The sequence below is a fragment of the Rhodococcus triatomae genome, from assembly GCF_014217785.1.
In the GTDB taxonomy this organism is placed as follows: Bacteria; Actinomycetota; Actinomycetes; order Mycobacteriales; family Mycobacteriaceae; genus Rhodococcus_F; species Rhodococcus_F triatomae.
In genome coordinates this window covers 2,200,475-2,212,965 of the sequence record NZ_CP048814.1, presented here as the reverse complement: position 1 = coordinate 2,212,965, position 12,491 = coordinate 2,200,475, and the positions used below count along the sequence as shown (strand labels likewise).

The following is a 12,491-nucleotide window of genomic DNA, read 5'->3' as shown; positions in this document are numbered from 1 at the left end:
CACTTCACCCGCCGTCACCGCAGAGCCGCCAGCACCTGCGCGGCGGCGTTCTCGTGACCGGCTCGATTCGGGTGCAACGGCGCCGCGATGTCGGTGGGCACCAGTCCCTCGATCCACCGATCCGCTCCGACGGCACACGCGTCGTGGCCGACGGTCGACTCGCGCAGGCTCACGAACTCCGCACCCGCCGCCGTGACACTCGCGCGCATGACGTCGGTGAGTTGGTCGATCCTGTCCTGCAGGTAGTCCGCATCCCGCGGCCAGATCGGCTGTGCCGGAAAGCATCCTCCGGATCGGATCCCGGTCGGATATCCGACGAACACGATTCGTGCGCGCGGAGAGGCGCTTCGGATCTCGTCGACGATCTCGCCGTACCTCGGCGCGAAAGCCGTGATGCTCTCGCCGTACACGTCCCGCCCTCCGGCCGTGGCACGCTCGGCGCAGGACACGGTGCCTGGCGTCCCCTCAGGGAACGGATTGGTGCACGAATTCGCCAGCCCGACGAGCCCGATGTCGTTGCCTCCGATACCGACGGTGACCAGGTCCGTGTCCTCGGTGAGGGCGGCGTACTGTGGCTGCGCACCGCCGGTGAGATCGGCTGTCCGGGCGCCGCCGCAGGACCGGTCGTCGAAGCGCACGGGCTCGAGGGACTCGGCAACCAGGTGCGGATAGTTGACCGCGGAGGGACTGCACGAGAGCGCCGAATCCTGCGTGACATCCAGTGGTGGGATCGGCGCGCCGTTGGTGAACGAATCTCCCATCGCCACGTAGTGCAGGTACTCCGGCTCGACCGGATCCGCTGCGGCGTGCGTCACCGTGCCGACCGCGACGAACGCTGCGCCGCCGACCACCAGGGCGCGGAGCGCCCGGCTGCGTCGACCCCGACTGTGGCATCCGTGAAGTGCCATGAATCGAGTATCGAGGCCGGGCGACCACTCGCGGGGCGTTTCCCGGGAAGTCGTGGGATCCGGCCCTGCGGGAGGCGATATCGGGTGAAATACTGATCACGACGGCGCAACGATCGATCCGGAGGACGCATGGGCAGCTCCCGACCCCGCCACGAACACGTGGCCGGCGAGTTGCGGGGCCGAATTCGCGACGGGCGGTACGCGGTCGGCCGATCTCTGCCGAGCGAGGCCGCACTGTGCACGGAGTTCGGTGTCTCCCGGGGGCCGGTGCGCCAAGCCCTGGCCAGCCTCCGCACCGAGGGCCTGGTGGAACTGTCCCAGGGAAGGCCCGCGGTTGTCCGCAGCCGCAACGTCACTCAGACGCTCGACACGTTCACTCCCTTCTCCCAGTGGGCTCGCCGGACGGGGCGCGCCGCCGCCAGCCGCACCCTCGAGGTCGCCCGGAGGAGGGCGTCCGGCCCGGCCGCGCAGGCGCTCGCCCTCACTCCGGACGAGTTCGTCGTCGAGGTACTGCGCGTGCGTCTGCTGGACGACGAACCGACGATGATCGAGCGGAGCACGTTCGTCGACGACGTCGGTGCCCACCTCTTCGAGTTCGACACCGATTCCGGTTCGATCACGGACTTCCTCACCGGGCGGGGTGCACGTTTCGACTCGATGGAGCACGTCCTGGACGCGGTGGCCGCCGACCGGGTGGACGCCGACAGTCTCGGTATCGACCGGGGCGCACCACTTCTCAGGGAGCGCCGGACGTCCCGCGACGAGACGGGACGCCCATTCGAGTTCGCCGACGACCGGTACCGGCCGGACCTGGTCACCTTCGGCATCGTCAACGCCCGCACCGTCGAGCCGAGGCCGGCCGACTGACGCCGCAGCCCGCTCGGTCGGTCCGGGTTGACCGGGTCAGGACCGGAGTTCGGCGAGGAGTGCCGGGATCTCGGCCACCGATGCGAGGACGTGGGTGGCTCCGGCGGTGCGGAGCACCGTCTCGTCGTGGGCGCCGGTGCGGACACCGACGCTGGCACGGGCACCCGCGCGCCGCCCGCTGATCACGTCGGAGGCACTGTCCCCGACGACGACCATCTGCTGCACGGAATCGGTCTCGGTGCGCAGGAGCGCGGTCAACGGCATGTCCGGGAAGGGGCGGCCGCGGATGCCCTCGCCCGGGCACAGTGTCACGTCCGCGATCCGTTGCCACCCCAGCGCGTCGAGGATCGCGGCCTGGGTGTCGGGTGAGAACCCCGTCGTGAGTGCGGTTTTCATCCCGCTCTCCCGCAATGCGGCGAAGACGTCCTCGGCGCCGGGGACGGGGCTGCACTCACCGTCGGCGACCAACCGGGCGTAGCAGCGCTCGAACTCGTCGTTGGCGGCCTGCGCGCGTTCCTCGTCGCCCCGGGCGAGGTGCCGGAAGACGACGATCTTCGACTGTCCCATCGTCTCGGTGACGTAGTCGAGCATGGCGGCGCGGTCGCCGTCGTTCGCGGACAGTCCGGCATGTTCGTCCGCGGCGAGGAAGGAGCGCCGCACGAGCCCGCCGTCCTCGACGGTGGTGCCGGCCATGTCGAAGACGACGAGGCTCACGGGTTCGGACGGCCGGGAGTCGGGCCGTGGGGAGTCGGGCCGTGGGGAATCGGGCCGTGGGGAATCGGACACTGCAGGAAGTCCTTTCGGAAGGTCGGGGTCAGGCCGAGGCGGTGGCGGCGAGGGCGCTCGCGACGTTCACTGCGCCCAGGCCCATGCTCGTGGTCATCCCGATACCGGTGGTGACGGTGACGACGTGCACGCGATCGAATGGCTCCTCGACGAGGAACTCCGTGCCGGGTGCGGTGGAATACACCCCCTGCCAGCGTTCTTCGACATCGATTCGATCGACACCGAACAGCCGGTGGGTCTCGTCGAGGAGGAGTGCGAACCCTTCCTCGCCCTGGAACGGAGACGCGGTGTACTCCCGGACGTGGGTGTCGCCGACGAGCAGCGACCCGTCCGGCTGCGGCGTGTACATCTGGTGCAGATCGACCGCGGCCTGGGCGGGAAACTCCACCCGCAGGCGCTCGGTCAACGCGGGCAACGACGGAAGGCCCGCGAAACCCGCGTACCGCACCAGCGACCACCCGGTGAACAAGGGCCCGGGAAGGGCGGGGATCGAGGGGAGACGTACCCGCAGCATGTGCAGCCGACAACGGGCGAGCCGATCCCGGTCGGCGAGATCCGGGAAGAGTCGATCGACGTCGTGGCCGACGGCGACGAAGGTCGTGCCCGCGGCGAGTGTGCCGCGCGAGGTCCGGACCACGCCGGGATCGAATCCCACTGCGGCAGTGCGCCAGTGGAAGTCCACCCCGTCCTCTTCGAGCCACCGCGCGATCGCGGGTGCCGCCCGGCGTGGATCCACCTGGAGGTCGTCGGGCAGATGCATGCCGCCGAGTACCGTCGGATCCGCGACCGGGACTCGGGCGCGGAACTCGTCCGCGGTGAGCAGGCGCACCGCGTCACCGCGCAGCGCCGCGAACTCGCGCATCACGGCCAGCTCGTCCTCGTGCCGGGCGACGCAGTGAGTACCCGGGGTGGCCGCCCAGAATCCCGCCTTGCGGGCGAGGTCGAGCCAGTGCCGGCGGCCTGCTCGGGCGTAGTCGAGGGCGGTGCCGGACTGTGCGGTGATGCAGGCATGGCCGAAGTTCCGGACGGAGGCCCCGACGACCCGGTCCGCATGGTCGACGACCGCGACGGACAGACCGCGCCTGTGGGCGTGGTAGGCGTGGGCGAGTCCCACGATCCCGGCACCGACGACGATCACATCGTAGGCGCGTTGTGCTGTCATGCGTCGAGCGTCGCGCAGCACGAGCTACCTATCAATACAAGTACGGTGAATTAGCCGGATGTATACATATATCCCTGGTCGTTCACCTGGCGGCCACCGCGTGGTGCCGGCGTCAGACCGGTGGCGCCGGCTGCTGGTCGCCGTGCTCACCGACGGCCCGTTGCAGCCACGTCACGTCCCGCCACGCACCGTGCTTGAAACCGATGGCCCGCAGAGTGCCCATCGGCTCGAATCCGAGCGCGGTGTGCAGTCCGATGCTCGCCGGGTTGGGCACGGCGACCACCGCGACGGCGTTGCGGTAGCCGCGTTCCGCCAGCCGGCTCAGCAGCGCCTCGTAGAGAGCACGACCTGCTCCGGTGCGGGTGCGGCCGAGTTCGACATACACGCTCACCTCCGCCGACCAGCGGTATGCGGGCCGGGCCTTGAACGGCCCGCCGTAGGCGTAGCCCACGACGGCGCCGTCGATCTCCGCCACCACCCAGGCATGCTCCGCGCAGGCCCGCTCGATCCGGAGCGCCATCTCCGACTCCGAGGGAGGCTGCTCTTCGAAGGTGATCACGGTGGAGGTCACGTAGGGCGCGTAGATCGCCGCGCAGGCGGCGGCATCGGCGGCAGTTGCCGGTCGCACGAGAAGCGTCGTCACAGCGGGCGAGGCTACTCCCCACCTTCGGGGGTATGGCGCGCGTCACATCGCGCGGGGTAGCTTCGTGACACCAGCAACCGGCGAGGACGGCGGTGAGGAGTCGCGCATGGATCCCGAGGGTGGCGACGCGGCCGTGCGGCCCGAGATCGCCCTGTCCTGGAAGCGGTCGGCGCTCAGCGGGCTGAGACCCGACATCGTTCCCGATCCACGACCCGATCCCGACACCGACCTGTCCAGTCGGCTGATGGAGGCCGCGGCGCCGGTGCTCGACGAGGTGCGCCGGGAGATCGCGGACACCGGATTCGGTGTGCTGCTCGCCGACAGCGAATGCCGGATCGTCGCCCGCATCGTCGACGGCACCCACCTCAACCGGCTGATGTCGCACGCCGGCGCCGAACTGGGTTCGCGTTTCGGTGAGGACCGGGTGGGCACCACAGCACTCGGCACGCCCATGGAAGTCCGCCGCGGGGTCGCGATCCACGGAACCGAGCACTACCTCGAGCAGTTCAAGCTGCTCAGCTGCTACGGGCACCCCATCGTGCACCCCGTGACGCGCCGCGTCGAAGGCGTCCTCGACATGACGAGCATCTCCGATCGCGCCAACCCCCTGTTCGGGCCGTTCCTCGCGCGCGCGGCGAACGACATCGAACGCCGTCTGCTCGAGGGCTCACGCATCTCCCAGCAGCGGCTCGTCGAGGCATTCCAACGCCAGACGGCCGAGAGCCGGTTCGCCGTCGCGGCGCTCGGTGAGGACCTGCAGTTGAGCAACCGGTCCGCCGCCGATCTTCTCGACATCTCCGACCTCGCCACCCTCGAGGCCCTGGCGGCGGATCTGTCGCCCGGCCAGTCCCGCACGCTCGGGGTGGAGCTGGCGTCCGGCTCACCGGTGTTGGTGCGCGCCGAGCGTGTCACCGGAACATCCGGGACGGTGTTCGTTCTCGAGTCCTCGGGCCGGCGCATCGTTCCCCGAGGCGGCGAGCCTGCATCGCTGTGGAACCGCACCCGGGCCACACTCACCCGGCTACGGGACTCCGCGGGCGCCGTCGCCGTCACCGGCGAGGCCGGGAGCGGCCGCAGCACGGCGGTGCGCGACCTCACCGGGGACCGTTCGGCATCTGTTCTCGATGCCACCGACATCGCGCTCGACGGGCTGGAGAACTGGGTGCAGCGCCTCCAGCGCATCGTGCAGACGTCTCCGGACGTTCTCGCGCTCGAAGAGGTGCAGCTGCTTCCCGAGGCACTGCTCCCGGTGGTCGCCAAACTGATCGACACCTCGCATCCACGCGTGATCCTCACCAGCGCACCGGTCGAGACCGTCCCCGCGCCCACCGCCGGGCTGATCGCGCGATGCCCCGGCCGGGTCACCCTCCCGCCGCTGCGACGGGTCACCGGCGACATCGGCGAGATCGCCCGGGCCGTCCTCGAATCCGTCGACCCCGGCCTGCGGCTGTCGCCGAGCGCGGTCGACGCACTCGCGGCGTGCGAGTGGCCGGGCAACCTGGCCGAACTGCGAGTGGTCCTCGAGGCCGCTGCGGGGGCCCGCACCTCGGACCGGATCCGCGACACCGATCTTCCTGCCACCCATCGTGGTTCGCGGCGAATTGCCCGGCTCGGCGGGCGCGAACGGGCGGAACGACAGGCGATCGTCGACGCCCTCGTCGCGGCCTCCGGCAACAAGGCACGGGCGGCGGCCGCGCTCGGCATCAGCCGCAGCACCCTCTACGTCCGGATGAAGGCGCTCGAGATCCGCTGACCGTGGCGGTGTCCGAAGTCCGGACAGTTGACCACCCCGTTTCCGGCGCACTATGAGGCACATCACACATTCGACTTCGGAGGTTTTGATGACTGCCACGATCGAGCCCGGCCAGGTGGAGTTGCTCCCCGGTGTCCGCGGCTTCCTGTCCGGCTCCCGGAAGTTCCTCATCGGCGGACAGTGGGTGGACGCCGCGGCGGGGGAGACGTTCGAGACGGTCGATCCGGCCAACGGGCAGGTGCTCACCGAGGTGCCGCGCGGACGGGCCGAGGACGTAGACCGGGCTGTCCGCGCCGCCCGCGCCGCGTTCGACGGCGGACCGTGGGCGGAGATGAAGCCGAACGAGCGGGAGCGGATGCTCTGGCGCGTCGGCGACATCCTCAGCGAACGCGCCGAGGAGTTCGGCCAGCTCGAGGCGCTCGACAACGGCAAGTCCGCGGGAATCGCCTCGGCCGTCGACGTCGCGTGGGCCGCCGACGTCTTCCGCTACTACGCCGGCTGGGCCACGAAGATCGAGGGCAGCACCGTCGGTGTCAGCATGCCGTTCGCTCCGGGCGGCCGCTTCCACGCTTACACGCTGCGCGAGCCGGTCGGCGTGTGCGGGCTGATCGTGCCGTGGAACTTCCCGCTCCTCATGGCCTCGTGGAAGCTCGCGCCCGCGCTGGCCGCGGGGAACACGGTGATCCTCAAGCCGGCCGAGCAGACTCCCCTCACCGCGCTCCTGCTCGGCGAGGTGTTCGAGGAGGCCGGCTTCCCGCCCGGCGTCGTCAACATCGTCACCGGCTACGGCGACGCGGGCGCTGCCCTCTCGGCACACGACGACGTCGACAAGGTCGCCTTCACCGGCTCGACCGAGGTGGGCAAGAAGATCGTCGACGCCGCCAGGGGCAACCTCAAGAAGGTGTCGCTCGAGCTCGGCGGCAAGAGCGCGAACGTCGTCTTCGCCGACGCCGACTTCGAGACCGCGGTGGCCGGATCGGTCAACGCGTGGCTGTTCAATCACGGTCAGTGCTGCGTCGCAGGAACCCGGATGTTCGTCGAGGACAGCATCTTCGACGACTTCACCGCCGCCGTCGCGGAGGCAGCGAGCCAGGTGAAGATCGGGCCCGGACTCGATCCGGCCACCCAGCTGGGTCCACTCGTCTCGCAGGAACAGTTCGACAAGGTCACCGGTTACCTGGCCGCCGGGCTCGCCGACGGTGCACGCGCTCTCACCGGCGGAAAGCGCTACGGCGACACCGGATACTTCGTCGAACCGACCGTGTTCGTCGACGTCGATCCGTCGTTCAGCATCGTGCGTGAGGAGATCTTCGGGCCCGTCGTCGCCGCGATGCCGTTCGACGCATCCGAGGGTGTGGCCGCGGCCGCCAACGACAGCATCTACGGCCTGGCCGCCGGAATCTGGACGAAGGATCTCTCCCGGGCCCATCTCACGGCGCGGCAGTTGAAGGCCGGCTCCGTGTGGGTCAACCAGTACAACGGCTTCGACACGGCCATGCCGTTCGGCGGCTACAAGCAGTCCGGCTGGGGGCGCGAGCTCGGCTCCGCGGCCATCGATCTGTACACCCAGACCAAGGCCGTCAACGTCGCCCTGTGAACCGACGTCGCCCCGTGAATCGACACCGCCCCGTGACCGGGCACCCATCGAACACCCCGCCCACGAAGGAGAATCCCGATGAAGACCACCGCTGCAGTTCTGCTCGAGCCCGGAAAGCCGTTCGAGCTCATGGAACTCGACCTGGACGGCCCCGGCGTGGGCGAGGTGCTGATCAAGTACTCCGCTGCGGGCCTGTGCCATTCGGATCTGCACCTCACCGACGGCGATCTGCCACCGCGATACCCGATCGTCGGCGGGCACGAGGGGTCCGGGATCATCGAGGAGGTCGGCCCCGGCGTCACCAAGGTCAAGCCCGGTGATCACGTCGTCTGCAGCTTCATCCCGAACTGCGGTGTGTGCCGTTACTGTTCGACCGGACGCCAGAGCCTGTGCGACATGGGAGCCACCATCCTCGAGGGCTCGATGCCGGACGGCTCGTTCCGCTTCCACTCCGGCGGCAAGGATTTCGGTGCCATGTGCATGCTCGGCACCTTCTCCGAACGCGCCACCATCTCGCAGCACTCGGTGGTGAAGGTGGACGACTGGCTGCCGCTGCAGACCGCCGTCCTCGTCGGGTGCGGTGTTCCGTCCGGCTGGGGAACCTCGGTGTACGCGGGCGGAGTCCGGGCCGGTGACACCGTCGTCATCTACGGCATCGGTGGCCTCGGCATCAACGCCGTCCAGGGCGCGGTGGCGGCCGGGGCGAAGTACGTCGTCGCCGTGGATCCGGTGGCGATGAAGCGCGAGGCGGCCCTGAAGTTCGGTGCCAGCCACGCGTTCGCCGACGCCGCAGAGGCAGCGGAGAAGGTGAGCGAGCTGACCTGGGGACAAGGCGCGGACCAGGCACTGATCCTCGTCGGCACGGTCGACGAGGAGGTGGTGCAGAACGCCACAGCCGTCGTCGGCAAGGGCGGCACCGTCGTCATCACCGGCCTCGCCGATCCGACGAAGCTCACCGTGCACGTCTCGGGCACGGACCTGACCCTCAACCAGAAGACGATCAAGGGCTCGCTGTTCGGCTCGGCGAACCCGCAGTACGACATCGTCCGCCTCCTGCGTCTCTACGACGCGGGACAGCTCAAGCTGGACGAGCTGGTCACGACGCAGTACACGCTCGAGCAGGTCAACGAGGGCTACCAGGATCTGCGGGACGGCAAGAACCTCCGCGGCGTCATCGTCTACGACTGATCTCCACTTCCGTCCCCCTCACTGAGCGCTCCCCCCGTCGGGTGAAGGTGGCCTTCGACCGGTCTGATCGGTCGAAGGCCACCTTCACCCATGGGGACAGGGGCAGGGCGGGCGGGCGGGGGCAGGGGCGGACAGGGGCAGGCCGATCAGCGGGTGATCATGTCCTCCTGGCTCCAGACGGCCTTCATGCTGGTGATCTTCGCGTCGTCGTCGAAGGTCATCACGTCGATGGGCGCGAGTTCGACCTTCTTGTCCCCGAGTTCGGTGACGAGCGAGAAGTGGAAGGCCGCGGTGTTGCCCGCGATCTTGAGCGTCAGCAGTTCACCCGTCTGGGTCAACGGCTCGATGATCCCGTAGAACTCACGCAGCGACGCCTCGGTGGTGCGGGCCTCGGTGCCGACCGGGTCCTCGACGGTCGCTCCCTCCGCGTACAGCGCGAGGACGTCGTCGACCGTCCCGGTCGCCACCGCCTCCACGTATCGGGTGACGGTCTTGCGGATGTCCTCTGCGGACGGTGCCATGACGAACCCCTCTCGTGACTAGAACCTGTTCTAGTCACGAGACATTACACCGGATGTGTCCTGGATTACAGGGGCGAATCCTGCGCGCGGATCGCGGTCCCCATCCAGCGATGCAGATATCGCCGCAGCTCCTCGTCGGTACGCGGGGGGTCGCCGGGGGCGACGAAGAACGACAGCATGGTCCGCAGGAGGAACTCCACGAGCTCGGACAGAGCCTCGTCGTCGTAGCCGTACCGCTCCCAGTCGACGTCGAACCGTCTGATCATCGTCATTCCGAACGCTCGCGCCTCGCCGGAGGTCAGCCCCTCGGGGTGGACGTTCGTATACGACCCGGACAGCACGAGCCCGAGGTGCGGAGTGCGGCGCACCTCGTCGAGCGTGTAGACGACACCCTCCACGAGCGCCTCCACCGGATCCTCGAGACCGCGCACACGCTCGGTCAACCGGTCCAGGAAGCCGTCCACCGAGGCGATCGCGGCAGCACGCATCAACGCGTCGGAACTGGGAAAGTAGCGGTACACGGTCTGGCGGATGACCCCGAGCGATTCGGCGACGTCCGCGATACCGACGGCGGCGCCGGTTCGTCCGATCACCTCGACCGCAGCGGCCACGATCCGGCGGGACGCCTCGTCGTCGTCCTCGGGAGGATGCCCACCCCAGCCTCGTCTGCGTGCCACTGATCGCCTTCTGGACTCGAACCCGTACTCCGGGGCCGAACCACACCGTGGCGCACACGGTCCGGACGCCCCGATGCGGCCGACGCTATCACGGGCACGTTCCGGCAGCCGCCGGGACAGTCGGTTCCCGGCGGCTCGCTTCGGAAATTTCTATCATACGCTCACGCGATTGTGTGTATGGTGCCTTCCATCGCTTCCGCGGATCGGCCACCAGAGCCGTCCGCGTTCCGAAAAGACTTCCCGATCAGAGACATTCATCCACCGAACAGCGAGGTACCGTCAGATGACCGATCTGCACGTACGAAAGATGCGCTTCGCATTCGCGGACTACGACGTCCCGTTCCTGTGGAACGCCCGCAACCCCTCCTTCTCCGCCATGGCGAACGCGGTGTCGTTCCTGGCCATAGGTTTCGAGAAGATGATCGTGAACATGATCCGCGAAGCCATGCCGCTGATCGCCGATCCCGCCGTGGCCGAGGAGGCCGACGCATTCGTGCGGCAGGAGGGCCAACACTCCACCGCACATCGGCAGCACGCGAAGGGGCTGATCAAGGCCTACCCCGGCCTCCGGCAGACGCTCGACGACGTGATCGGCGCCTACGACGACCTCACCGCGAACACCTCGGTGAACTACCGGCTCGCCTACACCGCCGATCTGGAGGCCACCTTCACACCGGTGTTCAAGCTGATGCTCGACAACGACGCTGCGCTCTTCGCACCGGGGGACGACCGCGTGGCATCCCTGTTCCTCTGGCACTTCGTGGAAGAGGTCGAGCACCGGAGCTCGGCCCTGATCATCTTCGAGGACGTTGTCGGGAGCGACGTCTACCGAATGCGGATGGCACCGTCCATCTTCCGCCACGTCCTCGACGTCCTCCGGATCGCGTGCGCCGGATTCAACGAACACGTTCCTCTCGAGGAACGGAAGGTCGACGCGCTGTCCATGTTCGCCACCCATCGACGGAGACAACGGCTGCGCGCCCTGCTGCCGTTCACCCGCCCGGACGATCAGGGCCCGCTCCTCCGTGCATTCGACGACCTGCCCCTGCGCGAACAGTTGGTGGCACTGGCCGGCATCGTCCGCAGTCAGCTACCTCGCCACGATCCGGCGCACGAGAAGTTGCCCGCGTTGGCGGACGAGTGGTTCCGCAGATACGAGAACGGCGACGACGTCACCCTCTGGTACACCGAAGCCACCGCGACGCGATAGGAACGAGAAGCAATGTCCGACATGTGTTCACCCACCTTCGACGAGCTCTCCCGCGACCTCGGGTTCACCTGCGACGAGGCCGGCGGCCTCGTCGAGCTCCGCGCCCCGTGGGAACTCGAGAACTGGACGCTCCCGGTGCTGGAGGTCACCATCGTCCTCGGTGCCCTGCTCGCCTTGATCTACGCGATCGTGCGCCTGCGCCGCCACGGCGACCCCACCAACCTGGTGCTGTGGCTCGGTGCCACGGCCTATCTGTTCATCATCGAACCGCCGCTGTACTTTCCGGCAGCATTCGGAATCGAAGAGCACGTCGACACCATGTTCGTGCACAACCTGTTCATGGTCGAGTTCCTCTGGGGCCGGCTCCCGCTGTACATAGTCGCGGTGTACCCGTTGATGGCCACACTCGCCTTCGAGATCGTCCGCATGCTCGGCATCTTCGTCCGCTACGGGGTGCTCCTCGGAGCCGCATGCGTCGGCTTCGTCCACCACGCGTTCTACGAGATCTTCGATCACCTCGGGCCTCAGCTGCGGTGGTGGGCCTGGTCGGAGGAAAACCCCCTCAGCCCACCGATGTTCGACGCCGTGCCGTTGCCGAGCGTGGTCGTGTTCGCCGCACTGTGGCCGATGTCCCTCGCGCTGTGCGTACAGTTCTTCGTCGGTCGGCACGTCGACCGTGGCGAGCACTTCTCCGGCCTGCAGCTCGTCTGGCGCACCCTCGTCATCGGCATCGTCGCCTCGATCGGCACCGCGGTACTGCCCATTCCCGCAACACTGTTCGGCATGGGGAGCGACACCGTGCGAGGCATCCTCTACGCCGCCGAGCTGGTCGCGCTGTCCATGGTCGCCGTCGTGGTCCTGATCCGTCAGTGGCTCCGGTTGCGCGCCGACGGCCACACCGGCGCTCCCGCGTACCGGAACGGGTTCGTCCAGGCCTACGCGCTCGTGTACCTGGCCGTCATGGCCTTCCTCTGGATCTCCGCGCTTCCGGACTTCTTCGGTGCGGTCGACGGGATCACCGTGAACGGCGACCCGGTGGGCAATCTCTGGTACACCGGGGCGTGTTTCGCCGTCGCACTGCTCAGTGTCGCCGCCACGTTCACCGCCACCGGGCGCTCCGCGCCGAGCACGCCTCATCCGGATTCCGCTCCCGCGGCGGCCCGCAGCAGCTGACGCCCG

At 68.6% G+C, this 12,491-nt stretch carries 12 protein-coding genes; 6 read left to right on the top strand and 6 right to left on the bottom strand.

Annotation, left to right across the window (positions count from 1 at the left end; all coding sequences use genetic code 11):
* Positions 1–14: 14 nt before the first annotated feature.
* Positions 15–908: an SGNH/GDSL hydrolase family protein gene (locus tag G4H71_RS10355; RefSeq protein ID WP_072738854.1), complete on the bottom strand. Its 894-nt coding sequence runs from the start codon at positions 906–908 to the stop codon at positions 15–17.
* Between the two features lie 129 nt (positions 909–1,037).
* On the opposite strand from G4H71_RS10355, the gene G4H71_RS10350 reads away from it, so the two are divergent.
* Positions 1,038–1,775 (top strand): GntR family transcriptional regulator, encoded by a 738-nt coding sequence (locus tag G4H71_RS10350; RefSeq protein WP_072738855.1) that lies wholly within the window; start codon positions 1,038–1,040, stop codon positions 1,773–1,775.
* A gap of 36 nt (positions 1,776–1,811) precedes the next feature.
* On the opposite strand, the gene G4H71_RS10345 is transcribed toward G4H71_RS10350, so the two are convergent.
* The 3 genes from G4H71_RS10345 to G4H71_RS10335 form a co-directional block, all read right to left on the bottom strand.
* Entirely contained in the window at positions 1,812–2,489 is a 678-nt protein-coding gene (locus G4H71_RS10345; protein ID WP_281392662.1) for a phosphonatase-like hydrolase, read from the bottom strand.
* A 100-nt stretch (positions 2,490–2,589) separates the two neighbouring features.
* Positions 2,590–3,723 carry a TIGR03364 family FAD-dependent oxidoreductase gene (locus G4H71_RS10340; protein ID WP_072738857.1) on the bottom strand — a complete coding sequence of 378 codons (1,134 nt, stop codon included), beginning with the start codon at positions 3,721–3,723 and terminating at the stop codon, positions 2,590–2,592.
* A 112-nt stretch (positions 3,724–3,835) separates the two neighbouring features.
* The gene (locus tag G4H71_RS10335) at positions 3,836–4,366 is read right to left on the bottom strand and encodes a GNAT family N-acetyltransferase (protein ID WP_072738858.1); all 531 of its coding nucleotides are present in this window, start codon (positions 4,364–4,366) and stop codon (positions 3,836–3,838) included.
* Positions 4,367–4,430: 64 nt separating this feature from the next.
* Between G4H71_RS10335 and G4H71_RS10330 the strand changes: the two genes are divergently transcribed.
* The 3 genes from G4H71_RS10330 to G4H71_RS10320 all read left to right on the top strand — a co-directional run bounded on the left by G4H71_RS10330 (position 4,431) and on the right by G4H71_RS10320 (position 8,904).
* A complete protein-coding gene (locus tag G4H71_RS10330) occupies positions 4,431–6,119 on the top strand; it encodes a sigma-54-dependent Fis family transcriptional regulator (protein WP_246442293.1) in 1,689 nt (562 codons plus the stop codon).
* 88 nt (positions 6,120–6,207) lie between these two features.
* Positions 6,208–7,716, top strand: coding sequence for an aldehyde dehydrogenase family protein (locus G4H71_RS10325; RefSeq protein WP_072738860.1), 1,509 nt, complete (start codon positions 6,208–6,210; stop codon positions 7,714–7,716).
* A gap of 78 nt (positions 7,717–7,794) precedes the next feature.
* On the top strand, positions 7,795–8,904 hold the full coding sequence (locus G4H71_RS10320; protein ID WP_072738861.1) for an NDMA-dependent alcohol dehydrogenase: 1,110 nt from the start codon (positions 7,795–7,797) through the stop codon (positions 8,902–8,904).
* Positions 8,905–9,050: 146 nt separating this feature from the next.
* On the opposite strand, the gene G4H71_RS10315 is transcribed toward G4H71_RS10320, so the two are convergent.
* Both G4H71_RS10315 and G4H71_RS10310 read right to left on the bottom strand, forming a co-directional pair.
* Positions 9,051–9,425, bottom strand: coding sequence for a nuclear transport factor 2 family protein (locus tag G4H71_RS10315; RefSeq protein WP_072738862.1), 375 nt, complete (start codon positions 9,423–9,425; stop codon positions 9,051–9,053).
* Positions 9,426–9,490: 65 nt separating this feature from the next.
* The gene (locus G4H71_RS10310; RefSeq protein ID WP_072738863.1) at positions 9,491–10,102 is read right to left on the bottom strand and encodes a TetR/AcrR family transcriptional regulator; all 612 of its coding nucleotides are present in this window, start codon (positions 10,100–10,102) and stop codon (positions 9,491–9,493) included.
* A gap of 283 nt (positions 10,103–10,385) precedes the next feature.
* Here G4H71_RS10310 and G4H71_RS10305 point away from each other — a divergent pair, with 283 nt between their 5' ends.
* Positions 10,386–11,312 (top strand): metal-dependent hydrolase, encoded by a 927-nt coding sequence (locus G4H71_RS10305; RefSeq protein ID WP_072738864.1) that lies wholly within the window; start codon positions 10,386–10,388, stop codon positions 11,310–11,312.
* 12 nt (positions 11,313–11,324) lie between these two features.
* Positions 11,325–12,485 carry a hypothetical protein gene (locus G4H71_RS10300; RefSeq protein WP_072738865.1) on the top strand — a complete coding sequence of 387 codons (1,161 nt, stop codon included), beginning with the start codon at positions 11,325–11,327 and terminating at the stop codon, positions 12,483–12,485.
* Positions 12,486–12,491: the final 6 nt, after the last annotated feature.